Here is a 25,877-nt window from a genome sequence, read left to right on the forward strand (position 1 = left end):
GCGTGTGATCACCGAAGACGACCTCGTATTCGAAGCCGTGCGCACCCGGGTGGAGTCGGGTGACCACCTCGACGAGAGATTCGGACCTCCAGGCGTCGATACCGCAGGCGGCGGAGCGTTCAAGTACGCCCCTGACGGCCAGCTTCAGCGGGTGTACTGGCGCGGTACGCCCGAGTACACCGCCGCCCATACCGCCGGTCTATTCGAGCCCCTACCGCCACTGACCCCCGCTCGGGGCGACGCAGTGGAGGAGTGTGAAGCCCTGTTGGGCCGCCCCCTGCCGTCTCTGCTCCGCCGCTGCTACCTCGAACTCGGCGATGGCGGGTTTGGCCCCGCTTATGGCCTTGAGCCCCTCGGGGTCATCCTTCGCGACTACGAAGAGCAACAGCAGAACTGGCCCGAAGCGTGGCACCCGATGGCCAGAGCACTGCTGCCGATCTGCAACTGGGGATGCGGCATCGTTTCCTACGTTGACACCACTGACCCGTCCCTCCGGATGTGGGCGATCGACCCGAACCCCGCGCCCGCGGAACAGTATGAGGTTTCCCTGTTTCCGCAGCATTTCGGCATCGCCGAGTGGATGCGGCGTTGGGTCGAGGGATCACTTCACCAGCCATGGCTACTCCAAGATCAGAAGACCGGCCGCTGGCGGGGCGCTACTGATGCCGAGACCGACTCGGCCCTGGAAACCCAATAGGAGGCGGTGATCACTGGGGATAGTCCCGATCCTGCCGGCTGATGACGCTGACCTGGTAGGGCGCCGTACCGCAAGTGACCAGGAGTGCTTCTTGATCGGCTTGGCTAACGACCCGGCACCCCGTGCCTGACCTGGGTTGCTGGTCGCCTCAGCGGCACACGTACCGCACGGGTGCGCAACGCTCCGGGGGCTCGTTCGCGCGTACGGCGCGCAAGGTGTGACAGACCGTGGCAAGGAAGGCCCAGGCTGCTGACAGCTCCTCGTCGGTGACAGGTGGCGGGGCACGGAAGACGGCTACGTGTTCGCTACTGGGTGGGGCGACCCGATCCATCCGGACTCGGTCGGCGCGCTGATGGCCAAAACCATCCGGGCCCACAACGAGCCCAAGGAAGGCCCGCGCCTGACTGAACCGCTGCCGCATGCTCGGGTCCACGACTTGCGCCACATCCACGCGACGACTCTGCTCCTGGCGGGTGTGCCCGTTCACGTCGTCGCCGCTCGGCTCCGGCACGCTGACCCGGCCATCACGCTTCGGGTCTACGCGCACGTGGTCCGGTCGGCCGAGGTGGCTGCGGCGGACGTGTTCGCGCGGGTCATGAGCGGGGCCGCATAGGCAACGCTGTTAGCAACCCTGTTAGCAAAGAAGGTCCCTTCCATGATCGGAAGGGGCCTCTGAGGTGGGAGCCGCCTATCGGAATCGAACCGATGACCTATTCATTACGAGTGAATCGCTCTGCCGACTGAGCTAAGGCGGCCTGCCGTGCGGGGCACGGCGGGAAGAAGTCTACCGGGTGTTGGAGGTGGGTGTGCACCGGTTAATCAGCGGCAGGTGGTTCCGTCCTTGGGCGGGTCGGTGGTGATCAGGTAGTCGTCGGTGGTCTTGGTGATGCAGGAGTTGCCCTGGAGGTAGGCGGTGTGGCCGTCGCCGTCGAAGGTGAGCAGGACGCCGCTGGAGAGCTGGCCGGCGAGGCTCTGGGCCCACTTGTAGGGGGTGGCGGGGTCGCGGATGGTTCCGATGACGACGATGGGGGCGGCGCCTTGGGCGGTGATGGGCTTGGGCGCCTGCTTGGTCTGGACGGGCCAGTAGACGCACGGGAGGCCGCCCCAGACGACGAAAGGTCCGAAGCGGGGGGCGACCTTCTTGGCCTGCTCGGCGGACTTGCCGTAGGCGGCGAGGTCCGGTGGGTTGGGCTTGTCGACGCAGTTGACGGCCATGTTGGCGTCGGTCTGGTTGCTGTAGGTGCCGTTGGGCTTGCGTTCGACCATCTCGTCCGCGAGGGCTAGGAGGAGGGTGCCGTCGCCCTTCTGCATAGCCTGCGTGAGCGCCTGGCGCAGGACGGGCCAGTACTCCTTGACGTAGAGGGCTCGAGCGATGCCCATCACGGCCAGGGACTCGGTGACCTTGCGGGAGTCGCGCGTATTGCTGAGGGGCTTCTTGTCCGTGGCCGTGAGGAAGGACGAGACCTGGCCGATGACCGCGTCCGGGGTGGCGCCGAAGGGGCAGGCACCCGACTTGACGCAGTCGTCGGCGAAGGCGCGCAGGGCGGTCTCGAAGCCCTTGGCCTGCTCGATCAGGAGGTCCGTGGAGGAGAGCTTCGGGTCGACGGCGCCGTCCAGGACGAAGGCCCGGATGTTCTTGGGGAACTGCTCGGCGTAGAAGGCGCCCAGGTAGGTGCCGTAGGAGGCACCGTAGTAGGTGAGCTTCTGGTCGCCCAAGGCGGCGCGTAGGACGTCCATGTCGCGGGCGGCGTTGACCGTGCCGACGTAGGGAAGCTCAGAGTCGGCCTTGGCTTTGCAGCGCTCTGCGAAGGCCTTGCTCGCGCTGCCCAGTTGGTTGGTCTCCTTCGGGTCGTCCGGGGAGGCGTCCGTGGCGAAGAACTCGTCCAACTGCGGCCCGGTGTTGCAGCGGACAGGGTCACTGGACGCCACGCCGCGCGGGTCGAAGCCGACGATGTCGAAGCGGCGGCGCAGGTCGTCTCCGAAGGAGCGGGCGGCCTGGCGGACGAAGTCGACGCCGGAGCCACCCGGGCCCCCGGGGTTGGTGAGCAGGGAACCGATCCGGTTCTTCTCGTCTTCGGCCGGAAGCCTGATGACCTTGATACCGACCTTCTCGCCGGACGGCTTGGCATAGTCCAACGGGACCTGTACGGTCGCGCACTCGAACCCGTTGCCGCAGCCCTTCCAGGAGGGCTTCTGCCCGTAGAACTGCCCGAGGCCCGTGGGAACGCTCGCGGCCTGGGTCGTGTTCTTGTCACCGCTGTCGCAGCCGGTGGCAGTCGCCAGGACCAGCATGATGGCCACGCTGATGATTCTCGCTGCCCGCACCTGGCCCCCGTCTCGTCGTCGCGGCACGTACGCCGCCGCCTACGCTACGTCGGCACGGTGGTCGACGGCTACTTTCCTCGGTATTCGTGTTCGATGCCGTCGAGCAGCCATTTGAGCCCCAGTTCGAAGCTGTCGCCGCGGTAGAAGCTCGTCTCCAGGAAGGGTTTCAGGTGCTGGAGCTCACCGGGCTCCACCAGCAGCTGCACGTACGACTGCTCCAAGAGGTCGTCTGGACGCGTTGCGGGCCTGCTTCGCCGGCCTGCTGCTCCATGGGGCCGGGGGTCGTCGTTCTCCTGCGGAGTGCCGGAAGGAGCGCCACACCTGCGCCACTGCCGCAGCGCCGAACCAAGCCCCGCGAGGGCGCAGGCCAGTGGCCACTGTTCACCTGTGAGTGACCCGGCAGCGCCCTCACCCGTGTCGCTGTCGCAGTGCCGGTCAAGGCCACAGAGGTGTGGTCAAGCAGGCGGGCGGGTCAACGATCAGCGTCCACTGCAGGAGCCCGGGTAGTGCGCCCGTCAGTAGTGCCCTTGCGCGGGCAGAGCCTGCACGCGTACGGATCAGCGATCGCCGTTCACCTGGGGGAGGTCCGGCGGTGCCCTCGCCTGGGTTGGGGTTGCGGGGCTGGGCGAGGTCGCAGGGGTGTGGGTCAGGGGGTGTTGTTCTCCTGCGGGAGGCCGGAGGGTGGGGCTCCGCCTGGGCCATTGCGTCGTTGGGGGGCTAGGGAGGCGCAGGTCTGCATGGCTTTTTGTTCTGCTGCGGATCTCGTGGGGCGTTGGGTTGGGGCGTTGGTGGGGCGGCCGGGTCCGGGGGCGCCTGGGTGGGTCGTTGGGGCGTCGGTGGGGTGGGTTGATGGGGCGTCGGTTGGGCGGGTGGGTGGGGCGGAGGGGGGTGTGCCGCCGGCGGCGGGGCCGCCGTTCGGGAGGGTGACGCCCTGCTTTTCAAGGCATGCTCGGAATGAGGCCATCGGATCGGCGGCGGCGGACTTGTCAGGGCCCGCGGTCGTCGTGTCGCCGTTTCCGCATGCCGTGCTCAGCAGGAGCACACCGCCGACGGCCAGGACGCCGAGGATTCGGCGTGAGCCTGTGCTGCCCATCGAGATCATCCTTCCCATGTGATTTGTCGGTCTGCTCGGGTGCGTCCATCCGCGGCGATCAACGGCCGGAGCCTTCGTTCACGGTGGTCGCGGTGAGGGAGCCGTCCTCACCCGTGGAGCCGCGGACGACGACGGTCGTGCCCGCGCCGAGGTCGCGCAGCGCGCCGTCCTCGACAATGCGGATCTTGGTCGTGCCGGTCGTCCTGACCTTGATGGTCTTGCCGGACGAGGTGCGCAGGTACAGGGTGTCGCCGACGACCTTGGTCACCGTCCCCACGGTTCCCGGCGTTCCGTTCGCGCCGCTCCCCGGTCCGTTCGCCGGCCCGTTGCCTGGTGCGCCGTATTGGCCGGGGCCGTCGCCGGAAGCGGGTGGGCCGCCGTAGCCCCCGGTCCGTGCGCGTCCGGCTTCCGGGCCCCCGGCCGCGCCGCCGGCGGACGGGCCGGTTGACCCGTCCGACGACCACTTGTGCGCTTGGACGCCGCAGAGGAAACCGGCCACCAGGATGACCCCGGCCGCGAGGTAGAGCGTCGGCCCTGGCAAAGACCTCTGCGACGGCCCTTCCGTCAACTCGGCGCCGAGATCGTCTTCGAACGGCGAACTCGCCAGGAGTTCCGCGTCCCCCATCGGCTCGTCAGGCATTTCCCGCCCCCCGGTCACAGCGCACCCGCGTGCGCTCGGGCGTGTTCTGAGGGGGCATGTGGCGTTCAGTGGTCCTGGGGCGCTTTCGGTGACTGCTGTGGGCGTGTTTCGGTGGGTGATGGCCTGGATGGCGCATAGGAGTCCTTCAGTCAGTCGTGGCGTAGGGCGTCTATGGGACGGAGCTTGGCGGCGCGGTTGGCCGGGTAGCTGCCGAAGAACAGGCCGATCGCCACGGAGACGGCCAGAGCCAGGACGATCGATGAGGGCACCAGGACGGGTTCCACGCCCGCGATCGTGAAGAGGCTGCCGATGACGCCCGCGAGGACGCCGAGCAGGCCGCCGACGAGGCTGAGGACGGTGGCCTCCGCGACGAACTGGCCGAGGATCGCGCCGCGCGGAGCGCCGATGGCCTTGCGGATGCCGATCTCGCGGGTCCGTTCGGTGACGGTGACCAGCATGATGTTGGTGATGCCGATGCCGCCGACCAGGAGGCTGATCGCCGCGACGGCGCCGAGCAGGACGGTGAAGGTCCGGCTCGACTCGCTGACCGCCGACTGGACGCTCGCCTGGCTGGAGACCGTGAAGTCGGCGGTACCGGAGGAGCCCGTGCCGTGCCGCTGGCCGAGGATGCCGGTGACCTCGGCCTCGGCGGCGTCGACGGCGCCGGTGTCCTTGGCCTGGACGATGATCTGGTCGAGCGCGCCGTAGCCGGTGAGGGTCTCCTGGACGGCGGGAAGCGGCGCGACGGCGATGCCGTCCGGGTCGGAGAAGGTGGACGAGGAGGAGCCGGTCGCCTTGAGGACGCCCGTGACGGTGAAGCGGATCCCGCCCACGTCGATCTTCTTGCCGATCGGGTCCACGCGTCCGAACAGGTCGGTGGCCACCGTGCTGCCGAGCACGACCGTCTTGCTCGCGGCGGTGACGTCATCGGCGGTGAACGCCGCGCCGGACGCGAGGGTCTTGTTCGCGGCCGCGAAGTAGGACGGCGTCGTCCCGACGAACCGGTCGATGGTCGTGCTCGTGCCCGCGTACCCGGCGGTGACGGACTGGCCGGTCACGACGGGCGACGCGCTCCTGACCGACGGGGCCTGGCCGGCGGCGGTGAGCGCTTCGGCGTCCTGCACGGTGAGGTCCCGGGCCTGGGTGCGCGGGCCGGAGGCCTGGTCCTGCGTCCCGAAGCCGCCCGGGCCGCCGCGGCCCGTCGTGGACGGCGTGACGGTGAGGGAGGCGGCGCCGAGGCGCTGGATGCTCTTCTTGATCTGCTCCGAGGAGCCGTTGCCGACCGCGACGAGCAGGATGACCGCGCCGACGCCGATCATGATGCCCAGCGTGGTGAGGGAGCTGCGCAGCTTGTTGGCCGACAGCCCGCGCACGGCGAAGCGCAGGATCTCGAAGGCGCTCACCTTGCGACCTCCCGGCGGACGTCCGCCACGACGCGGCCGTCCACGAGCCGGACGGTCCGCTTGGCGTGTGCGGCGACGTCGTCCTCGTGAGTGATCACGACGATGGTGCGGCCGGTGCGGCTGAGCCGGTCGAAGACGCCGAGGACGTCGGCGGTGGAGGCGCTGTCCAGCGCGCCGGTCGGCTCGTCCGCGAGCAGCAGGGTCGGCGCGGTGACCAGGGCGCGGGCGACGGCGACGCGCTGCTGCTGGCCGCCCGACAGCTCGTTCGGCTCGTGCCGGGTGCGGTCGGCGAGGCCGACCTCGCGCAGGGCGGCGAGAGCGCGGCGCCGCCGTTCGGCCCCCTTGAGCCCGCCGTAGGCGAGGGGCAGTTCCACGTTGGCCTGCGCCGACATCCTCGGGATCAGGTTGAACGACTGGAAGACGAACCCGATGCGGCGGTTGCGCAGGATCGCGAGGTTCCGCTCGGCCAGGCCGGCGACGTCGATGCCGTCGAGGAGGCAGCGGCCGGCGCTCGGCACGTCCAGGCAGCCGATGATGTTCATCAGCGTCGACTTGCCCGAGCCCGACGCGCCCATGATCGCCACGTAGTCGCCGCGCTCCACGGTGAGCGAGACGCCGCGCAGGGCGTGGACGGCGGTGTCGCCCGTCCCGTACACCTTCGTCACGCCGCGCATGTCGAGCGCCGGCGGCGCCCCCGCGGCGGGCGGCCTCGGCGCGGTCATCGACGGCCTCCGCCGCCCGGCGCTCCACCCGGCGCTCCGCCGAGCCCGGGGCCGCCACCGCCGCCACCGCCGGGGAAGCCGCGTTCGCTCGTGTTCCCGCTGCCGGACGTGGAGGTCACGGCGACCTGGTCGCCTTCGTTCAGGCCCGACTTGATCTCGGTTCCCTGGTCGCCCTTGACGCCGGTCTCGACCGTCGTCGGGATCTGCCTGCCGTTGCGGACGACCGTGACCGTGCTCTGCCCGCCGGCCGTCCTGACCGCCGCACTCGGCACATGGAGGACGTCCTCCGCCCGCGCCACGGTGATCTCCACCGTGGCGGTCTGGCCGAGCCGGACCCCGGACGGGACGTCCTCCAACGCGATCGTGGCGGGGAACTTCACGACGTTGTCGGTGGTCGTCGGCGCCGCGCCGATCGCGGTGATCTTGCCGGTGGCGGTCGTTCCGGTGAGCGCGTCGAAGGTGACCGTGGCGGCCTGACCCGCTTTCAGCTTGGTGGTGTCCGCCTCCGTGAACTCCCCCTCGACCTGGAGGTGCGCAGTGTCGGCGAGTTCGACGAAGCCCGAGCCCGACGAGGAGGAGGCGGATGACGAGGAGGGCGAGGACGACCCGGAGCCGGACCCGGAACCCGACCCCGAGGAGGACGAGGATGAACCACTGGAGCCGCCGCCCACCGTCCCGTTGACGGCGGTGACCGTCCCGGCGAACGGGGCCTTCAGGACGGTCCCCTGGTATGCGCGCAAGGCCGAGTTGTAGGAGTTCTTCGCCTGGACGTAACCGGCGTAGCCCTTCTCGGAAGAGGTGTCCCCGTCGGCGGCGACGGCCAGGTTCGCCTTGGCGGCGTTGACGTTCTCGATCGCCTCGGTCTGGTCGAGGCGGGCCAGGACGTCGCCCGTCTTCACCTTCTGCCCCGCCCTGACGTAGATCTTGGCGACCGTCCCGGAGGCGCCGAAGGACAGCGAACGGCTCCGGGCGCTCCCCACCGAGCCGGACGCCGACACCGACGAGATCACCGTCCCGCGCGAGACGCGGGAGAGGCGGGTGGACGCGGCGGCGCCGTCGTCTCCGTCGCCGAGTGCGAAGTACGCGGTTCCGGCCCCGGCGGCGAGCAGCACGCCCAACGCGCCGTTGACCAGGAGTCTCCGATTCATGCGGATGAGGCTCTTGACCGCTCCTGTGGCGTTCGTGAGGCACGGGTGAGAAATAGATGAAATAGCGGCCGGAGCAGCTGCGGACACCTCGCGGAGGACCCGCTCCCGGATCGAAGGGGAGCGGCAGCGCGCCAGGGCATACCTCAATGGCGGCTCGACACCGGCGGTGGACGGGGCGAAGCCGCCCAAGGAGCGGCCGAACGCCGCGTGCAGTGCTCTCCGGGCGGGCACGGGGCTTCTTGCTCGGCCGACAAATCGTGGATCGTCTTTTATCAGCGGACATTACATCCGTGGATGGAACATCAGCTGATGGTGTGATGCCTGTCGCTTTGGCCGCCGAAGCCTTGAATCTTCCCCGATTCCTACGCGACCGTAGGTTACGCGAACGTAAGTTAGCGCCTCCGGGGAGGAAACCTTGACCATCGCACCGCGACGTCCAGGCCGCTCCAGCGCGGGACGGCGGATCGCGGCGGCCGCCCGGCTTCTCACGACGCCGCTCCTGCCGGAGGATTACCTCGGCCTGGTCAACCCTCTGTGGTCCACGGCCGAGCTGCGCGGACGGATCGAGTCCGTCCGGCGCGAGGCCCCCTCCACCGCGACCCTGGTGATCAAACCGGGGCCTGCCTGGCGTGCCCATCGGCCCGGCCAGTGGGTCAAGATCGGCGTGGACGTCGGCGGCGTCCGGCACTGGCGGACGTTCTCGCTGTCGTCGCCGCCGCGCCGCGACGGCCGCATCACGATCACCGTCAAGGCGGCCCGCGACGGGTTCGTCTCCGCGCACCTGGTCAGCGGGATCAGGCCCGGAACGATCGTCCGCCTGTCGCAGCCGGAGGGCGAGTTCACCCTCCCCTCACCCGTGCCCGGCAAGCTGCTGTTCGTGACGGCCGGCAGCGGGATCACGCCGGTCATGGCCATGCTGCGGCATCTCGGCGGCGCGGCCGACGCGGTGCTCGTCCACTCGGACCGGACGGCCGGGGACGTCATCTTCGGCGACGAGATCCGCCGGATGCCCGGAGTGCGCCTGCACGAGCGCCACACGACCACCGAAGGCCGCCTCAAGCCGGCCGAACTGCCCGACGTCTGCCCCGACTGGGCGGAGCGCGAGGCGTGGGCGTGCGGTCCGGGAGACATGCTCGACGACCTCTCCGCGCACTGGCGGGCCGCCGGGATCGAGGAGAGGCTGCGCGTCGAGCGGTTCCAGGTCGTCCTGGACGGCGGCGGGGGCGAGGGCGGGCGCGTCACGTTCACCAGGAGCGGCGTCACGGCCGACGCGGACGGGGGCACGCCCCTCCTGGTGGCCGGCGAGGACGCCGGGGCGCTGCTGCCGAGCGGATGCCGGATGGGCATCTGCCGCGGCTGCGTCGGGCGGCTCGCGTCCGGCAAGGTCCGCGACCTGCGCACCGGCGAGGTGCACGGCGACGAGGGCGAGATCGTCCAGACCTGCGTCTCGGCGGCCGCCGGGCCCGTGGAGATCGAACTGTGAAGGGAGCAGCATGACCGAGCACCTGACGGCCGAGGACTACGAGACCATCGCCGCCGAACTGGACGCGCTGCGCGAGGAGATCATGTCCGATCTCGGCGAGCGCGACGCGTCCTACATCCGCCGGGTGATCCGCTGGCAGCGCGGCCTGGAGATCGGCGGCCGGGCGCTGCTGCTCGCCTCCTCGCTGCCGCCCGCCTGGATCGCCGGGACCGCGACGCTGGCCGTCGCGAAGATCCTGGAGAACATGGAGATCGGGCACAACGTCATGCACGGCCAGTGGGACTGGATGCGCGACCCGAAGATCCATTCCACGACCTGGGAGTGGGACAACGTCTCACCGGCCGAGCAGTGGAAGCACTCGCACAACTTCGTCCACCACACGTTCACGAACATCCTCGGCAAGGACAACGACGTCGGCTACGGCATCCTGCGCGTCGCGCCCGAGCAGCCGTGGTCCCCGGCGCACCTCGCGCAGCCGCTCTACAACCTGCTGCTGGCGATGTTCTTCGAGTACGGGGTGGCGCTGCACGACCTGGAGATCGACAAGATCCGGGCCGGGACGGCCGACGAGGCGGTGACCAGGGAGAAGCTGCGCGCCATCGGCCGCAAGATCCGCCGCCAGTGGGGCAAGGACTACCTGGCGTTCCCGCTGCTCAGCGGCCCGCAGTTCCTGTCCACGCTGACCGCGAACGCCACCGCGAACGTGCTCCGCAATGTCTGGGCCCACATGATCATCTTTTGCGGCCACTTCCCCGGCGACGTGGAGGTGTTCGAGGAGGAGCGGCTGGACGGCGAGACGCAGGGCGAGTGGTACGTCCGGCAGCTGTGCGGCTCGGCCAACATCACGGGCGGCGAGCTGTTCCACCTGATGACGGGCAACCTCAGCCACCAGATCGAGCACCACCTGTTCCCCGACATGCCGAGCAACCGGTACGCCGAGATCGCCCCGCGCATCCGCGCCCTGTGCGACAAGTACGACATCCCTTATCACACGGGCTCGCTGTCGAAGCAGGTCACGGGCACGTGGAAGAAGATCGTCCGCTATGCGCTGCCCGGCGGAAGCCCGTCCCCCGCGAAGGGATAGGTCCGCCGAGGCCCTGGATCACGGGAAAGCGCAGGTCAGCCGAGCGCTTGGGCCACGGGGAGGTAGAGGCGCGCCGGGTCGTTCGCGATGGGCGCGCCGTACTCCATGACCGTGGTGGTGAACGCCGGGCGCAGGCCGTGCCCCCGCGCCCATTCGACCAGCTCGGGATGCCGGTGGTCGATGTCCAGTCGGATCGGCCCGGCCGGGACGATCTCTTCGACGAGCGCGAGCGCGGTCTCGGCGTCCTGGGCGGTGACGGGGCCGACCACAGCCCGGTCGTCGTTCCACCACACGCCGCCGAACCCCTTGATGCCGGTCTCGTCCCGGACGACGCGGAAGGTCTCGCAGAACGACGGCAGTCCTTCGACCAGCCGTGAGCGGTCGGCGCCGAAGACCTCGGTGTCCAGCGCATGGACGGCGGGCATGTCCGCCGCCTCCGCCGGCACGGATACGCCCCGCTTGTACGGCCCCTCCCCTATGCCCTTGTACGTCGTGCAGAGCCCGACGGAGCGGAACCCCAGACGCTCATACAGCGGACGCCCGTATTCGGTGGCCGTCAGGCAGAAGCTCTTCGTGTCGGTGTTGTCCATCGCGTGCCGCATGATGCGACCGCCCAGGCCACGCCGCTCGTAGCGCTTGGCCACGAGCACCATGCTGATGGCCGCGACGTCCCCGCCGTATGGGGTTGACACCAATGCGGCGGCGAGTTCGCCGTTCCCGTCGTCGATCCCGTAGACGTCGCCGACCGAGAACAGGAACCGCCACTTGCGGTCTTCGCGGCCCCACTCGCGGTCTTCGGCGAGCCGCTGGCAGGCGGCCAGGTCGTCTTGCCCGAGCCGTCGTGCGGGCCTGTCCAAGTCCATGCGACGGACGCTAGGGCGGCCGCCCTGGCACCACAACCCAATTACGCGGCATTACCTCACGCGTCATCGCCTTCACGACCTCCCCGGCGAGATCGTCTAGGTGCGGACAACAACGACCTGAGGAGAACCATGTCGCACACGGCGACTCCAGTGGCGGGACGGCACCCGCGCGAGGCCGCGCCTCCGCCGGCCGCGTCCGTCGGCGCCCTGCTCGTCCTGCTCACCGGCATCTTCATCACCACCCTCGACTTCTTCATCGTGAACGTGGCGATCCCCGACATCCAGGCCGACCTCGGCGCCGGTGCGACGGCGATCCAGTGGGTCGTCGCCGGGTTCGGGCTGGCGCTCGGCAGCGGGCTGATCACCGGTGGCCGCCTCGGCGACCTGGCCGGACGCCGCCGGATGTACGCGCTCGGCCTCGCGGTGTTCACGGCCGCCTCGCTCGCGTGCGGGCTCGCCCCGTCCCCCGGCACGCTGATCGCCGGCAGGGTCGTGCAGGGGATCGCGGCCGCGCTGCTGATGCCGCAGGTCCTCGGGATCATCAACGGCGTGTACACCGGGGAGGCGCGCGCCAGGGCGTTCACCGCCTACGGCCTCGCGATGGGCCTGGGCGGCGTGTTCGGGCAGCTCATCGGGGGTGTGCTGATCCAGGCGGACCTGTTCGGCACCGGCTGGCGCAGCATCTTCCTGATCAACGTCCCGGTCGGGCTCGTCACGCTCGCGCTGATCCGCCGGACCGTCCCGTCCCAGCCGCGCTCCGCCGGGACCCGCCTGGACGTCCCGGGGACGGTCCTGGTCACCCTCGGGCTCGTCGCGCTCGTCCTTCCCCTGATCGAGGGACGCCGCCTGGGCTGGCCCGCCTGGACGTGGGCGTCGCTCGCCGCTTCGGTCGTCCTGCTCGCCGCGTTCGCCCTGTCCCAGCGCCGCAGCAGCGCGCCCCTCGTGGCGCCCGCGCTGTTCCGCGAGCCCGCGTTCCGCGTCGGCAGCGGCCTGGCGCTCGTCTACACCCTGGCGATGGCGTCCTTCTTCCTCTACCTCGCCCTGTACCTCCAGCAGGGGCGCGGCCTCAGCGCCCTGGAGTCAGGACTGCTCTTCGTCGCCTTGGGCGCGGGCTACTTCGCCGCGTCCACCCGCGCCACGGCCGTCGCCGCCCGTCTGGGGCGGCAGGCCCTCGCGCTGGGCGCCGCGGTGCAGGCCGCCGGGTGCCTGCTCCTGCTCGCCGAGACCGGGCAGGCCATCGGCTGGCTCATCCCGGGCCTGGCCCTCGTCGGGGCGGGCATGGGCTTCGTCCTGGCGCCGCTGTCGGAGCTCGTCCTGTCCGGCGTGACCGACCGGCACGCCGCCTCGGCCGCGGGGGTCCTGTCCACCGCGCAGCAGGTCGGCAACGCCCTCGGCGTCGCGCTGGTCGGGATCGTCTTCTACGGCGCGCTGGGCGAGGTCGAGGACGCCTTCCAGGCATCCCTCTTCCCCGTCATGGCCTTCTGCGGCGTCACCGCGGCCCTCGCCCAGTTCCTCCCCAAGCGCTAGTACACGCTGACACCGAAGGCGCTGAGCACCGGGGAGATCGGCAGGAAGTAGGACGTTCCGCCGCTGGTGCAGTTGCCCGAGCCGCCGATCCCCAGCCCGACCGCTGTGCTGCCCGAGAAGTACGGAGCCCCGGGACCGTCCCCGGGCTCCGTGCATATGTTCGTCATCGCCACCCCGGTGACGGTCCCGTCGGGGAAGTTCACGGTCACGTTGACCGCCGTCACGCTGCCGCAGCGCAGGCCCGTGGTGGGCCCGCTGCGGCAGACGCGCTGCCCGACGACCGGCCTGCCCGCCGTCGTGATGTCCTGGGACCCGGGGTAGAGGTACACGCTCCCGGGCCTCTCCACGGAGGGCTCCACATACCGGACGAGCGCGACGCCGCCGGTCGTGGCCGAGACGACCGTCCCGAGCTGGACGGTCAGCCCCGGATCGGCGTAGACCGCCATGCCGACCTGTGCGCAACCGCCCGCGGTGAGGAAGTAGTACGTCCCGTTCTGCCGCACGTTGAACCCGAGGACGCAGCGCGTTCCCCCGGCGTAGACCGCCTGGCCCCCTTCCGCACCCGGCGCCGCGACGGGACGCACGTCCCGCCCGGCCCCCGGCGAGGCGGACGCCGCGGGACTGACGGCGGCCAGGACGGCGGCGATGCCCGCGAGCAAGGTCGCGACGCGCAGTCTCACGGAGTACCTCCTGCGGGAAATGGCGCCTTGCCCGGAATGGTGCGAAAACCAGAGAGCCGCGACAAGGGGAGGAAGGTGCCAAGGTTGCCCGCGACCGTATATCAACCCTTGAGGTTCGATGCGGCGAAGCCCCGTCCGGCCCGGCGTGTGCGGCACCAGGCGATGAGGTACCAGCGGCCGTTGGCGGTCAGCAGTCCGGCCGGTTCCACGACGCGCCCGCTCTCGCGTCGTCCGGCGTCGGTTCAACGGAAGGCTGTAGCACCACGACGGCACCGGCTGGCGACCCGCCCACGTCTGCTTGTCGGCGGTGGGACGTCGGTCAGGTGGGGTCGTCGGGGGTGGGGTTGTAGTGGGCGTCGTGTTGTTGGCGGGGGGAGCAGACCGAGGCGGAGGGGCAGGAGCAGCGGCGGGAGCCCACTTTCACCGTGACGCGGTCGCCGGGAACGTTGTAGCCGATGACCTGGCCCTCGCCCTCCGGTGTGCTGACGCGCGAGCCCAGGCGGGGCGCCTTCTCCTTGAACTCCATGTAGAGGGGGTGCTCGTACTTGAGGCAGCACATCAGGCGGCCGCAGGCGCCGGCTATGCGGAGCGGGTTGACCGGGAGGTCCTGGTCCTTCGCCATGCGGACGGAGACGGGTTCGAAGTCCTTGAGGAAGGTGGCGCAGCACAGGTCGCGGCCGCAGGGGCCGATGCCGCCCTGGAGGCGGGCCTCGTCGCGGGGGCCTACCTGGCGCAGTTCGACGCGGGCCTTGATGCCGCGGGCCAGGTCGCGGACGAGGGCGCGGAAGTCGACGCGGTGCGGGGCGGTGAAGTAGATCTTGAAGACGTTGTCGGCGTCGAGGTAGTCGACGCCGATGACCTTCATCGGAAGGTCGTGCTTGCGGATGAGGCGCTTGGCGATCGAGCGGCCCTCGGCGCGGCGGCGGCGGTTGGCCTCGTCGCGGGCCAGGTGCTCGTCGGTGGCGGGGCCCGCGCACTCGGGGAGGCCGTCGATGTCCTCGGAGACCCACTGGGGCGCCCACACGCACTCGGCGACCTCGGGGCCGGAGTCGGTGGGGACGAGGACCTTGTCGCCGACCCTGGGGCTGTGCGGGCCCGGGTCGAGGTAGAACAGCCGGCCGTAACGGGTGAAGCTGACTGCCATCACCATGCCCACGGTTTCGCTCCGTTCGCCCGGTTTTGCGACCCACTCTAGGTCTCACCAGGCCGCGTCGGCGAGATCCTCTCCCGGGACGGTCGGGACGCCCTGCGCGTAGAGGTCGCCCGCGGTCGCCATGACGCCGTGGCCGGTGTGGGCGATGTCGAGGGCGGTGGGCTCGGCCTTCACCTTCTGCGTCCACAGGGTCTTGGTGGGGGCTCCCTGCAGGGTGAAGGTCTGGAGCGTCAGTTCGGAGTTCTTCGCCACGGCCGCGATGAGGGAGTTGCCGTCCCGGCTCAGGACGGCGTTGGAGCTGCCCTTGGGCAGGGGCATGACGGCCTTGCTGGTCTTGAGGTCTCCGGCGGCGCCGTTGGTGTCGATGCTGCGGACCTGGTGCTTCGCCGAGCCGACCGGGCTCCACACGAAGGACAGCGTGGTGCCGGACCAGGAGAGGCTTCCGACGCGGGCGCGCAGTTTGGTCGTCCACACCTTGTGGACACCGGTCTCCGGCGACACGACGTCCACGCGGGCGCGCGCTCCCTTGTAGATGACGTAGGCGATGCTCGCGCCGTCCGGGCTCACGGCGAGGTCCGACCAGGCGGTGGAGACGCCGGGGACGGTGGCCTTGGGGATGGGCTTGAGGTCCTTCGGGCGCCCGTCGTCCAGGCGGAGGCGCTGGAAGGTGACGTCACGGTCTCCCGGGGACGCGACGACGTACGAGCCGTCCTTCAGGGCGGCGACGCGGTGGAAGCGGCGGCCCTCTGGAGCAGCGACGGGGAGCCCCACGTTCGCCCCGGTCTGCACGTCTCGGACGAGGAGCGACGTGCCCTGCTTGGCCACGCCGACGACGACGGACGGTTCGGTCTTCTCGGCCTTGGCGGCGGGCTTCGCCTCGTGCTCCTTCTCGGCGGCGCGCTGGTGGCGGTGCACCGTGTCCACGCCGCCGCCGATCAGCAGCGCGGCGGCCGCGGCCACGCCGAGCGGGACGAGGCCCTTCCAAGAGCCGAGACGGGTACCCGGGTCCTCGCGCCTGCCGTCGTCCATGGGGTTGCCAACCTGCCCTTCCTGCCGGATCGCCCGTCGTTTCTACCGCATATGCAACGCGACAAAAACCCATGGAGGCGGAGTTACCAAGTCGTGAGCCGCGTCAGCCGAGGGACGCGCGGGCCGCCTCGACCAGAGACCCCCGGTACGACCCGCCGAACAGCGCCACATGGACGAGCAGCGGGTGCAGTTGGTGCAACGGGACGCGGGAGCGCCATCCGTCCGCCAGGGGCGCGGCCTCATCGTAGGCGCCGAGGACGGTGTCGAGGTGCGGTGTCCCGAAGAGCGCCATCATCGCGAGGTCGGTCTCGCGGTGCCCGCCATGCGCGGCCGGGTCGATGAGCAGCGCCCGCTCGCCGGTCCACAGGATGTTCCCCGACCACAGGTCGCCATGGATGCGGGACGGCGGCTCCGGCGGCCCCGCGAGCGTCTCGATGTCGGCCATGACGCGCTCGACCAGGCGGACGTCCTCGGGCGAGAGGTGCTGCGCGCCGAGGCGGAGGAACGGTTCGAGGCGGCGTTCGGCGTACCAGGCGGGCCAGGGGCGGTCGTCCGGCGTGTTGTCCAAGGGGAGGTCGGCGATGAAGCCGTCCCAGGGCGCGCCGTAGACGTCGGGCCGGTTCCCGGTATGGAGGGCGGCCAGTTCCCGTCCGAGGCGTTCGGCCGCCTCGCGGGACGGTGCCGACGTCGGGAGCCACGGCAGCACCAGCATGTGGTCGTCGGTCGCCACGACCTCGGGGACGGGAGTCCCGGGGCCCGCCTCCCCCAGCCAGCGCAGCCCGGCCGCCTCCGCCGCGAACACGCCGTCCTGGTCCTGGGCCGCCTTCACGAACACCTCGCGGCCGTCGGCCAGGGAGGCCCGGTGCAGCGTCCAGGAATGGCTGGAGCCGAGGTCGTGCACCTTCTCGACCCCGATTCCGAGCAGCCGCTCCAGCCGCACTCCGGTCAGGCCTCCTTGAGCGCCGCGCGGATCTCCTCCAGCAGTCCGGGCATCGCCGCCTCCACCTGCTCCAGGACGAGGTCGAAGTCGGCGCGGCCCCCGTAGTAGGGGTCGGGGACGTCGAGATCGCCGGCCGCCCCGGGGTCGAACTCGCGCAGCAGCCGGATCTTGCCGTGCGCCTCCCCGTCCGGCGCCATCGAGCGCAGCGCCCGCAGGTGGCCCTCGTCCAGGGCGAGGATGAGGTCGTACCGGTCGAACCAGTGGTCCTCGAACTGCCGGGCGACGTGCGCCGACCGGTAGCCGGCCCGCGTCAGCGCCGCGACCGTCCGGTCGTCGGCCCCGTCGCCCACGTGCCAGCCGCCGGTGCCCGAACTGTCCACCTCGACGTCCAGGCCCTCCTCCTCGACGTGGTGGCGCAGGACCCATTCGGCCATCGGGGATCGGCAGATGTTGCCCGTGCAGACGAACGTGACTCGGTACGGCATCCCTCCATGATGCACGAGGCGCCGGAGGGCGGAAGACCAGGGAACGGCCGGGCGGCCCCGGAAAAGAACGCGACCCCCGACCGGAGCCGGGGGTCGCGTCCTGGGGTGGTCCAGGCGGGGGGTCAGCGCGAGACGGCGTGCAGCGCGTCCACGATGCCGTTGCCGAAGAACCCGTTCTGCTCCTTCGAACCCTCACAGGTCTGGGTCGAGGTGTGCTTCACCCACTGGCCGTTCGACTGGGTGTACCAGACGTACTCGACCGTCCGCGGGCTCGGGCATTCCTTGGGGGTCGCGGTGCCGCGCAGGACCTGCTCGACAAGGCGCGGGTCCATGGTCAGGCCGCCGGCGCGGTCCCTGTGCCCGTACTTGCTGATGATGAGCGCCGCGACGCCCACCGCGTGCGGCGAGGCCATCGAGGTGCCCTGCAGCGACTGGTAGTAGGCGCACTTGTCGCCCTTGCAGCTGCGGATGATGGACGCCAGCTTCGGCGTGCCGTCGTCGTTCAGCTCGCCGCGCTCCTTCGCGAGCCGCTCGGGGTAGGCCGCCCAGATGCCGCCGTTGTTGTCCGGACGCTGGTCGGCGTTGTCGACCTTGTCGCCGCCGGGCGCCGCGACAGCGACGTAGCCGTTGCCGAAGCTGCTGTAGTACGACTTGCGGCCGCTCGGGCCGGTGGCCGAGATCGGGATGACGTGCTCGCCCTCGGACGGCATCGACACGCAGCTCGCCGGGACGGTGCGCTCGCGCGGCTCCTCGCCCGGGGTGGACGGGAAGTCGGGGCTGCTGTCGTCGACGTTCGTCTTGGTGTAGTCGACGAAGTCGTTGCCGGCCGCGGAGATCAGGGTGACGCCGCGGTTGTGCGCGAAGTCCAGGGCGCGCTGCGCCGCCTTGATGATCGTCCGCTGCTCCAGCTGGTCCTCGGGGCTGTCGGCGGGGTTGTCGCCGCAGTTCCACAGCCACGGGTCGATGTAGTACGACATGTTGACCACGTCGATGCCGTTCTTGGCCGCGTAGGTCAGGCCGTCGACGGTCGGCTGGAGGAAGAAGTAGCCGGAGTCCTGGCCGACGCGCAGGTTGACGATCGACACGTTCGGCGCGACGCCCGCCATGCCGAGGCCGTTGCGGGGCGAGGCGATCGTGGACGCGACGTGCGTGCCGTGGTCGTTGTCGTCCCAGTCGTTGGGGTCGACGCACGACGTGAACTCGCAGGGCCCGTCGACCTCGTTGCCGTTGGCGTCGGTCGGGATGTCGTGGGTGAAGTTGCGGCTGAGCTTGCGGTTGAAGTTCGGCGCGATGTCCGGGTGGTCGCCGTCCACACCGGTGTCGAGGACGCCGACCAGCACGCGCCTGTCACCCGGCTCCTTCTTGTAGGAGCCGTCGGCGGTGGCGTGCATCTGCTTCATGTCCCACTGCAGGTCCGCCAGGGGCTCGGCGTCCTTGGACGGCTTGCCCGCGGGGCTGGTCCTGGTCGCGGCGCCGTGGCCCGTGCCGTTGAGCTTCTCGACCTTCTCGGCCTTCTTCTTGGTCTTCGGCGCCTCACCGATGACCCGGTTGTGCGCGACGCCCTCCAGCGCCCGCTGGTTCATCACGGCGTGGATGAACTCCGGGTTCTGGGACTTGACGGTCGCGACGCCCACGTCGCGGTTCTCGTGCACGACCTTGCCGCCCGCGGCCGAGACGGCCCGGTGGGCCTGGCCGAGGGAGACGCCCTCCTTGTAGAGGACGACGTACTCCGAGACCTCACCCTTGGTTTCGGTGGGGCCCGGAGCTGCTGACGCTGGGAACGCGAGAGCCGTCACGGTGGTGACGGCGCACGCGGCGGAAATCAAGGCTCGCCGCAAGGCAGACCTCCTGGCTTGGGGGTAATCAACCGGTTTTCGGTTGATCAGCCAGCGAACGTTACGTGTGCGCTAGTTGAGAGTTGCGTACGGAAATGTAACGAATGAGGGCAGCTCTTGTAAGCCCCCATCGACTTATCCGTGACGCAACGCCAAGGTCAGCGCCTCGAAAGCCAGCTGCGGATTGACGTTCGCGGCCAACCGCTCCCTGCAGTCCATGATCGCATCGAGCCGGCGGAGGGTGTCCTCAGGGCGGCCGTCCGCCGCGGCCGACCGCAGCTCGGGGCCGAGCTCGATGTTGACCAGCTCGCTGCCCGCCCCCAGCTGAAGGGTCAGCACGTCCCGGTAGTAGGACGCGAGGTCGAGCAGCGTCCGGTCGAGGGCGTCGCGCAGCAGCCGCGTCGCCCGCGACTTCTGCCGGTCCTCCAGCTCCTTGAGGGCGCCCGCCGTCCCGCGCGGCATCCGCCCCTTCTCGCTCTCGCCGAGCGCCTTGCGCAGGGCGGAGGTCTCGGTCTCGTTCAGCTCGGCCGTCTGCGCGTCGCGCTCGGCCTTCGCCGCGTTCACGAGGGTCTCCGCCGCCGCCACCGCCGCGCTCACCCCGGTCAGCCGGCGCGGAACCGCCACCACCTGATCGCGCACCTGCCGCATCCGCGGCTCGGCGGCGAGCCGGCGCGCCCGGCTGATGTGGCCCTGCGCCGCCCGCGCCGCGACCTCGGCGGTCTCGCGCGGGACGCCGTCGCGCTGGACGAGGAAGTCGGCGATCGCCGCGATCGGCGGGGTCTGCAGGGTCACCAGCCGGCAGCGCGACCTGATCGTGACGAGCAGGTCCTCCGGCGACGGCGTGCACAGCAGCCACACCGTGCGCGGCGGCGGCTCCTCGATCGCTTTCAGCAGCGCGTTGGCGGCGCCCTCGGTGGCCCGGTCGGCGTCCTCGAACAGCACGATCTGCCGGCCGCTCCCGCTCGGCGAGGACGAGGCCCGCAGCACCAGCGCGCGGGCGTCCCTGATGCCGAACGACAGGCCCTGCGGGCGGACGACCTCGACGTCCGCGTGCGTCCCCTGGAGGACCTGGTGGCAGGACGCGCAGTGCCCGCACCCGCGCGGCGTCTCGGTGCACTGCAGCGCGGCGGCGAACGCCCGCGCGGCGGTGACGCGCCCGGACCCGGGCGGCCCGGTGAACAGCCACGCGTGCGCCGGCCCGCCCTCCCGCTCCGCGGCCGCGGACAGCTGCGCGATCACGGGCTCCTGCCCCACCAGGTCGTCCCACACGCTCATGGAACAGAGGCTAGCGGGCTCAGAAGTCGGTGATGACCGGGAACGTGCTCGTGGCGTCCTCGGTGCCGAGCGGAACGGGGTCGGGCAGGATCTCCCGGATGCGGTACTGGATCTCCCGGCTCAGCTCGCCCTGGGGGCGGCTCGCGTCCAGGATGAGGTAGCGCTCGGGGTCGGCCTCGGCGAGCGCGTGGAAGCCCGCACGGACCCGCTCGTGGAACTCCTGCGACTCCGACTCCATGCGGTCGGCGGGGGCCGACAGCCGGCCGAGGCCCGCCTGCGGCGGGATCTCCAGCAGGACGGTCAGGTCCGGGACGAGGCCGCCGGTCGCCCACGCGTTGACTCGGGCGATGTCCTCGACCGGCAGCTGCCGCCCGAAGCCCTGGTAGGCCAGGGACGAGTCGACGTAGCGGTCGCTTACCACGATCGCGCCGCGCTCCACCGCCGGCCTGATCACGTTGGCGACGTGGTCGGCGCGGTCGGCCGCGTACAGCAGCGTCTCGGCGCGGTCGGACAGGCCGGTGGTGTCGCGGTCCAGCAGCATCGCGCGCAGCCGCATCCCGATCTTGGTGGCGCCGGGCTCGTGCGTGGTGACCACGTCGTAGCCGTGGTCGCGCAGCCAGATCGCAGCGAGCCGCGCCTGCGTCGTCTTGCCCGCGCCCTCGCCGCCCTCGAACGCGATGAACACGCCGCGGTTGCGGTGGACTGGCTGGGGCGCCGCCGCGGCCTGCTCCGGCGGTGTGTAGATCTCGCCGTGCAGGGCGGCGCGCAGGTCGGGGAAGAGCGGGATGCCGCGCCGGTCGTCCAGCCGCCGGTAGGCGACCAGCCCGGCCAGCAGGGCGACGACGGCCGCGGCCAGCATCGCGACCCCGGAGCCGTAGGCGTCGTAGACGCCGCCGCCGAGGTCGAGGCGGTGCGATCCGACCAGCGCCGCGATCAGCGGGACGGCGGCGAACGTGATCAGCACGGCGATGAGCGCGACCGACCGCAGGAAGGCCGCCGGGCGCGCGTCCTCCGGCGCGTCGGGGTCGCGCGCGGCGTCGGCCTCGCGCAGCGCGGCGGTCGCGGTCGACCAGGCCGCCCCGGCGAAGACCCCGAGGAACGCCGTCGTGAACACCACGACGACGAGGTTCTGGACGAGGGCGAGCACGACCAGCGCGAGCGCGGCGGCGATCACCGCGAGGCCGAGAAGCCGGCGGCGGCTGAACGGGACGAGCACGCGCGGCCCGAGGAACAGCCCGAACCCGAGCCCCACCGTGAGCGCGGTCAGGACGGAGCCGTACCCGGCGTCGCCGCCGCCGAGTTCGCCCGCGTGGACGCGGGCCACCGAGACGACCGCACCCGCCGTGACGGACGCGGCCGCGATCGCGAGGCCGAGGCCCCGCGCGGCGGCCGACCCCGGGCCCTGGAAGATCAGTTTCAGCGGCGACGGCGCCGCGACCGGCTCGGTCGCCGGGATCTCGCCGGCCGTCGCGACGACGGCGGCCGCGACCAGGAACAGGCCCGCCGTCACGTACAGGGCGAGGTCGGCGCGGGAACCGGCGCCGAGCGTCCCGCTCGCGACGAGGGCGAGGACGGCGAACAGCAGCGCGGCGGCCGGCGCGGGGCCGTAGAGGACGCGGGACGCGGCGCGGCGGGCGGCGGGCCGCGACTCCTCGTCCGGGACCAGGCCGGGCAGGGACGAGCGCGCCGCCGGGATCCACAGCAGGCTCAGGCACGAGACGAGGAACGCGGCGGCGAACGTCCACGGCAGCGCGTCCACGAGCGGGACCGTCACGACGACCACCAGACGCAGCACGTCCGCGATGATCAGCATCAGCCGGCGGTCGACGCGGGCGGCGAGCAGCCCGGCGACCGGCGGGAGCACCACCGCGGGCAGCAGCAGCAGCGCCAGCGTGCCCCCGATCGCCTGCGCCCGCGCGGCGGGATCGTCGCCGCGGGCCAGCACCGCGGCCATGGCGGTCAGCGCGGGGACGCCGAGCCACTGGGCGGCGCTGGACAGCGACAGCGCGATCCGGAGCCGGCGGAACGGCCCGATCGACGAAAGCGACGAAACGCCCGGCGGCGGTGGCGCTGCGGGGTGCGGCCGGGGTGCGCCCGTTCTGGTCATGTCGGTCAGGGTATCGGCGTAGATGTCCCTATGAACCGGACTTTGCGGAGGTTCGACGGCGCGTCGTCGTCTTCTTCTTCCCGCCGCCCGCGGCCACCTTCTCACGACGCTCCGCGAGCAGTTCCGCGGCGCGCTGGATGGTGATCGACTCGACCTCGTCGCCCTTGCGCAGGCTGGCGTTCGTCTCGCCGTCGGTGACGTACGGGCCGAACCGGCCCTCCTTCACCACGACCGGCTCCCCGCTAGCCGGGTCCTTGCCCAGCTCGCGCAGCGGCGCGGCCGCCGCGGCCCGGCGGCCGCGCTGCTTGGGCTGCGCGAGCAGCTCCTTCGCGCGCTCCAGCGTGACCGTGAACAGCTCCTCCTCCGAGCCGAGCGACCGGCTGTCGGAGCCCCTCTTGATGTAAGGGCCGAACCGCCCGTTCTGCGCGGTGACCGGCTCGCCGTCCAGCTCGCCCAGCGTGCGGGGCAGCGACAGCAGCTTCAGCGCGTCGTCCAGTGTGATCGTGTCGAGCGACATCGACTTGAACAGCGACGACGTGCGCGGCTTCGGGGTGTCGGCCTTCTTCGTCCGCTTCTTGCCGTCGGCGGGCGGCGGCTGCTGCTCGGGCAGGATCTCGGTGACGTAGGGGCCGAACCGCCCCGACTTGGCCACGATCGTGTGGCCGGTCTCGGGGTCGGTGCCGAGCTCCCGGTCGCCGGACGGCTGCGCGAACAGCTCCTCGGCCTTCTCGGCGGTCAGCTCGTCCGGCGCGATGTCCTCGGGGATGTTGACGCGCTCGCCGTCCCGGTCGAGGTACGGCCCGTACCGGCCGACCCGCACCATGATGTCGGTGCCCTTGATCGGGAACGAGCTGATCCCCTTGGCGTCGATGTCGCCGATGTCGCCGACCAGCTCCTTCAGGCCCTCCTCGCCATTGTCGCCGAAGTAGAACCGGGACAGCCAGCGGACGCGCTCGGCCTCGCCGCGGGCGATCTCGTCGAGACCGTCCTCCATGTGGGCGGTGAAGTCGTAGTCGACGAGGTTGCCGAAGTGCTGCTCCAGCAGGTTGACCACGGCGAACGCCAGGAACGACGGGACCAGCGCCGTGCCCTTCTTGAACACGTACTCGCGCGCCAGGATCGTCCCGATGATCGAGGCGTACGTCGACGGCCGCCCGATCTCGCGCTCCTCCAGCTCCTTCACCAGGCTGGCCTCGGTATAGCGGGCCGGCGGGCGGGTCGAGTGGCCCTCCGCGTCCACCGCGCTCGCGGTCAGCGGGTCGCCCTCGGCCAGGTTCGGCAGGCGCCGCTCCTGGTCGTCCCGGTCGGTGGACGGGTCGTCGGCGCTCTCCACGTAGGCCTTGAGGAACCCGTGGAACGTGATCGTCTTACCGGTCGCCCCGAACTCGGCCCGCTCGTTCCGCGTCGACACCCCGGTGACCCGGATCGACACCGACTGGCCCACGGCGTCCTTCATCTGGGACGCGATCGTCCGCTTCCAGATCAGCTCGTACAGCCGGAACTGGTCGCCGGACAGGCCCGTCTCCGCTGGCGTCCGGAACGTGTCGCCCGCCGGGCGGATCGCCTCGTGCGCCTCCTGCGCGTTCTTCACCTTGGAGGCGTAGACGCGCGGCTTGTCCGGGACGTACTCGCCGCCGAACAGCGACGCCGCCTGCCGCCGCGCCGCCGTGATCGCCGTCTCCGACAGCGTGATCGAGTCGGTTCGCATGTAGGTGATGAAGCCGTTCTCGTACAGCTTCTGGGCGACCGACATCGTGTACTTCGCGGAGAAGTTCAGCTTGCGGCTGGCCTCCTGCTGGAGGGTCGTCGTCCGGAACGGGGGGTACGGGCGGCGCGTGTACGGCTTGCGCTCGACCGACTTGACCTCGTACGGACGGCCGCGGAGCCGCTCGGCGAGGGCCGTCGCGGCGGCCTCGTCCAGGTGCAGCGCGTCCCGCGTCTTCAGGGTGCCGTCGGAGGCGAAGTCGCGGCCCTGCGCGACGCGCTTGCCGTCGACCGAGACGAGCCCGGCCTTGAACGCCGTCGGCTCCTCGTCCTTGCCGGTGTCGAACTGGGCCGCGATGTCCCAGTAGTGGGCGGGGACGAACGCGATCCGCTCCCGCTCCCGCTCGACGACCAGCCGTGTCGCCACCGACTGCACGCGGCCCGCCGACAGCTTCGGCATGACCTTCTTCCACAGGACGGGGCTGACCTCGTACCCGTAGAGGCGGTCCAGGATGCGGCGCGTCTCCTGCGCGTCCACCAGGCGCATGTTCAGCTGGCGCGGGTTCGCGGCGGCGCGCTGGATCGCGTCCTTGGTGATCTCGTTGAAGACCATCCGGTGCACGGGGACCTTGGGCTTGAGGACGTCCTGGAGGTGCCAGGCGATCGCCTCGCCCTCCCGGTCCTCGTCCGTCGCGAGGAAGAGCTCGTCGGCCTCGGCCAGCAGCTTCTTGAGCTTCTGCACCTGCTGGCGCTTGTCCGCGTTGACCACGTACAGCGGCTCGAACTCGCGCTCGACGTTCACGCCGAGCTTGGCCCACGGCTCGCCCTTGTACTTGGCCGGCACCTCCGAGGCGCTTCCGGGCAGGTCCCGGATATGGCCGATACTGGACTCCACGATGTAGCCGCGGCCCAGGTAGCCCGCGATCGTCTTCGCCTTCGCGGGCGATTCGACGATCACCAGGCGCGTCCCCACGCCGTTGCCGCGGCCACTGTTCGCGGTGCCGTTCTTGGCTGGCACAGTCGCTCCAACCTCGCTGTCTCGGTCCTCTGGTTCAGGCTCTTCCTACCGGCTTCGTACAACGTCGCGTGACGGCGTGTTTGTGCCCGCGCCCTCCGCCACCGTCTCGCGATCATCGCTGCCGCCCCCGCCGGGAGGCGGGATTCTCACCGCCGCGCGCCCCCGACAGGATTGCATGCCGCCGGACGGCGCGCGGACCGGGACGCCACGGTACGGTGCCGCACGGCCGGTAGACCAAGTAATAATGGTCGCAATGGCGGAGTACACCTACCTCGTCCTGTCACTGCCGCGCGGCACCACCCGTGACACCGCCCGGCAGATCATGACCGAGCACGCGGAGCACGGCGGCTGGGAACTCGATCGCTTGCGCCTGTACCCGGACGGCCGCCGTCGTATTCAACTGCGCCGCAAGGTCATCCGAGCCGTCCGTACGTTCTGACCGTTCCCAGCGGCCTGTCGGGAGCGTAGCACTGCGTACGGATTCCTTGACGTGACGTTACTGTGCCCACCCCCGCCACGCCCCCACCCCAGCCACGAGCCCGCCACCCCCTGCGGACACGGGCTTCGCCCCGCCTCCAGCCACGAGCCCGCCTGCGCGAGGACCAGCACCGCCGCCTGCCGTCCCCGCTCACCCGCCTCGGACACAGAACGCCCAGCTCGGGTTCG

The 25,877-nt window shown here is 71.0% G+C and carries 21 protein-coding genes, 1 tRNA gene and 2 pseudogenes; 6 read left to right on the forward strand and 18 right to left on the reverse strand.

Annotated elements, in window-relative coordinates; genetic code table 11:
* The first annotated feature begins 4 nt into the window (after positions 1 to 4).
* Complete coding sequence (locus ABWI07_RS15600; RefSeq protein WP_353818946.1) at positions 5 to 697, forward strand: SMI1/KNR4 family protein; 693 nt, start codon at positions 5 to 7, stop codon at positions 695 to 697.
* 295 nt (positions 698 to 992) lie between these two features.
* A pseudogene (locus ABWI07_RS15605) lies at positions 993 to 1,310 on the forward strand (tyrosine-type recombinase/integrase); the annotation flags it as partial.
* A 69-nt stretch (positions 1,311 to 1,379) separates the two neighbouring features.
* Here the strand turns inward: ABWI07_RS15605 and ABWI07_RS15610 are convergent.
* The 7 genes from ABWI07_RS15610 to ABWI07_RS15640 all read right to left on the reverse strand — a co-directional run bounded on the left by ABWI07_RS15610 (position 1,380) and on the right by ABWI07_RS15640 (position 8,028).
* Positions 1,380 to 1,452, reverse strand: a tRNA-Thr gene (locus tag ABWI07_RS15610).
* A 64-nt stretch (positions 1,453 to 1,516) separates the two neighbouring features.
* Complete coding sequence (locus ABWI07_RS15615; RefSeq protein WP_353819048.1) at positions 1,517 to 2,989, reverse strand: alpha/beta hydrolase; 1,473 nt, start codon at positions 2,987 to 2,989, stop codon at positions 1,517 to 1,519.
* Between the two features lie 101 nt (positions 2,990 to 3,090).
* Complete coding sequence (locus ABWI07_RS15620; protein WP_353818948.1) at positions 3,091 to 3,228, reverse strand: hypothetical protein; 138 nt, start codon at positions 3,226 to 3,228, stop codon at positions 3,091 to 3,093.
* A gap of 945 nt (positions 3,229 to 4,173) precedes the next feature.
* On the reverse strand, positions 4,174 to 4,383 hold the full coding sequence (locus ABWI07_RS15625; protein WP_149259818.1) for a hypothetical protein: 210 nt from the start codon (positions 4,381 to 4,383) through the stop codon (positions 4,174 to 4,176).
* A 521-nt stretch (positions 4,384 to 4,904) separates the two neighbouring features.
* A complete protein-coding gene (locus ABWI07_RS15630) occupies positions 4,905 to 6,158 on the reverse strand; it encodes an ABC transporter permease (protein ID WP_149259819.1) in 1,254 nt (417 codons plus the stop codon).
* Positions 6,155 to 6,880 (reverse strand): ABC transporter ATP-binding protein, encoded by a 726-nt coding sequence (locus tag ABWI07_RS15635; protein ID WP_149259820.1) that lies wholly within the window; start codon positions 6,878 to 6,880, stop codon positions 6,155 to 6,157. Before ABWI07_RS15635 ends, ABWI07_RS15630 begins: the two co-directional genes overlap by 4 nt.
* Entirely contained in the window at positions 6,877 to 8,028 is a 1,152-nt protein-coding gene (locus tag ABWI07_RS15640) for an efflux RND transporter periplasmic adaptor subunit (protein WP_353818949.1), read from the reverse strand. Before ABWI07_RS15640 ends, ABWI07_RS15635 begins: the two co-directional genes overlap by 4 nt.
* Before the next feature lie 415 nt (positions 8,029 to 8,443).
* Between ABWI07_RS15640 and ABWI07_RS15645 the strand changes: the two genes are divergently transcribed.
* Together ABWI07_RS15645 and ABWI07_RS15650 are read left to right on the forward strand one after the other, a co-directional pair.
* The gene (locus ABWI07_RS15645; RefSeq protein ID WP_235036850.1) at positions 8,444 to 9,511 is read left to right on the forward strand and encodes a ferredoxin reductase; all 1,068 of its coding nucleotides are present in this window, start codon (positions 8,444 to 8,446) and stop codon (positions 9,509 to 9,511) included.
* A gap of 10 nt (positions 9,512 to 9,521) precedes the next feature.
* Entirely contained in the window at positions 9,522 to 10,595 is a 1,074-nt protein-coding gene (locus ABWI07_RS15650) for a fatty acid desaturase family protein (protein ID WP_149259822.1), read from the forward strand.
* 35 nt (positions 10,596 to 10,630) lie between these two features.
* On the opposite strand, the gene ABWI07_RS15655 is transcribed toward ABWI07_RS15650, so the two are convergent.
* Entirely contained in the window at positions 10,631 to 11,458 is an 828-nt protein-coding gene (locus ABWI07_RS15655) for a GNAT family N-acetyltransferase (RefSeq protein WP_353818950.1), read from the reverse strand.
* Between the two features lie 129 nt (positions 11,459 to 11,587).
* On the opposite strand from ABWI07_RS15655, the gene ABWI07_RS15660 reads away from it, so the two are divergent.
* A complete protein-coding gene (locus ABWI07_RS15660; RefSeq protein ID WP_353818951.1) occupies positions 11,588 to 12,985 on the forward strand; it encodes an MFS transporter in 1,398 nt (465 codons plus the stop codon).
* Here the strand turns inward: ABWI07_RS15660 and ABWI07_RS15665 are convergent.
* The 10 genes and pseudogenes from ABWI07_RS15665 to topA all read right to left on the reverse strand — a co-directional run bounded on the left by ABWI07_RS15665 (position 12,982) and on the right by topA (position 25,211).
* Complete coding sequence (locus ABWI07_RS15665; protein WP_149259825.1) at positions 12,982 to 13,665, reverse strand: S1 family peptidase; 684 nt, start codon at positions 13,663 to 13,665, stop codon at positions 12,982 to 12,984. The genes ABWI07_RS15660 and ABWI07_RS15665 overlap by 4 nt on opposite strands.
* 101 nt (positions 13,666 to 13,766) lie before the next feature.
* Positions 13,767 to 13,886, reverse strand: a pseudogene (locus ABWI07_RS15670) (WYL domain-containing protein); the annotation flags it as partial.
* A 98-nt stretch (positions 13,887 to 13,984) separates the two neighbouring features.
* Positions 13,985 to 14,815 carry a PSP1 domain-containing protein gene (locus ABWI07_RS15675; RefSeq protein WP_149260157.1) on the reverse strand — a complete coding sequence of 277 codons (831 nt, stop codon included), beginning with the start codon at positions 14,813 to 14,815 and terminating at the stop codon, positions 13,985 to 13,987.
* A gap of 48 nt (positions 14,816 to 14,863) precedes the next feature.
* Positions 14,864 to 15,847, reverse strand: coding sequence for a TolB-like translocation protein (locus ABWI07_RS15680; protein WP_353818952.1), 984 nt, complete (start codon positions 15,845 to 15,847; stop codon positions 14,864 to 14,866).
* A 103-nt stretch (positions 15,848 to 15,950) separates the two neighbouring features.
* A complete protein-coding gene (locus ABWI07_RS15685) occupies positions 15,951 to 16,787 on the reverse strand; it encodes a fructosamine kinase family protein (protein ID WP_502912825.1) in 837 nt (278 codons plus the stop codon).
* Between the two features lie 5 nt (positions 16,788 to 16,792).
* On the reverse strand, positions 16,793 to 17,272 hold the full coding sequence (locus tag ABWI07_RS15690; RefSeq protein ID WP_149259827.1) for a low molecular weight protein-tyrosine-phosphatase: 480 nt from the start codon (positions 17,270 to 17,272) through the stop codon (positions 16,793 to 16,795).
* A 122-nt stretch (positions 17,273 to 17,394) separates the two neighbouring features.
* Positions 17,395 to 19,110: a S8 family peptidase gene (locus ABWI07_RS15695; protein ID WP_149259828.1), complete on the reverse strand. Its 1,716-nt coding sequence runs from the start codon at positions 19,108 to 19,110 to the stop codon at positions 17,395 to 17,397.
* 132 nt (positions 19,111 to 19,242) lie between these two features.
* Complete coding sequence (locus tag ABWI07_RS15700) at positions 19,243 to 20,382, reverse strand: DNA polymerase III subunit delta' (protein ID WP_149259829.1); 1,140 nt, start codon at positions 20,380 to 20,382, stop codon at positions 19,243 to 19,245.
* 19 nt (positions 20,383 to 20,401) lie between these two features.
* Complete coding sequence (tmk, locus tag ABWI07_RS15705; RefSeq protein WP_149259830.1) at positions 20,402 to 22,489, reverse strand: dTMP kinase; 2,088 nt, start codon at positions 22,487 to 22,489, stop codon at positions 20,402 to 20,404.
* A 28-nt stretch (positions 22,490 to 22,517) separates the two neighbouring features.
* Entirely contained in the window at positions 22,518 to 25,211 is a 2,694-nt protein-coding gene (gene topA, locus ABWI07_RS15710) for a type I DNA topoisomerase (RefSeq protein WP_200841914.1), read from the reverse strand.
* 253 nt (positions 25,212 to 25,464) lie between these two features.
* Between topA and ABWI07_RS15715 the strand changes: the two genes are divergently transcribed.
* Positions 25,465 to 25,650, forward strand: coding sequence for a DUF5703 family protein (locus ABWI07_RS15715; RefSeq protein WP_141580137.1), 186 nt, complete (start codon positions 25,465 to 25,467; stop codon positions 25,648 to 25,650).
* The last annotated feature ends 227 nt before the right edge of the window (positions 25,651 to 25,877 follow it).

Origin of the sequence: Actinomadura sp. NPDC000600 (genome assembly GCF_040492135.1) — a bacterium.
Lineage (GTDB): Bacteria > Actinomycetota > Actinomycetes > Streptosporangiales > Streptosporangiaceae > Spirillospora.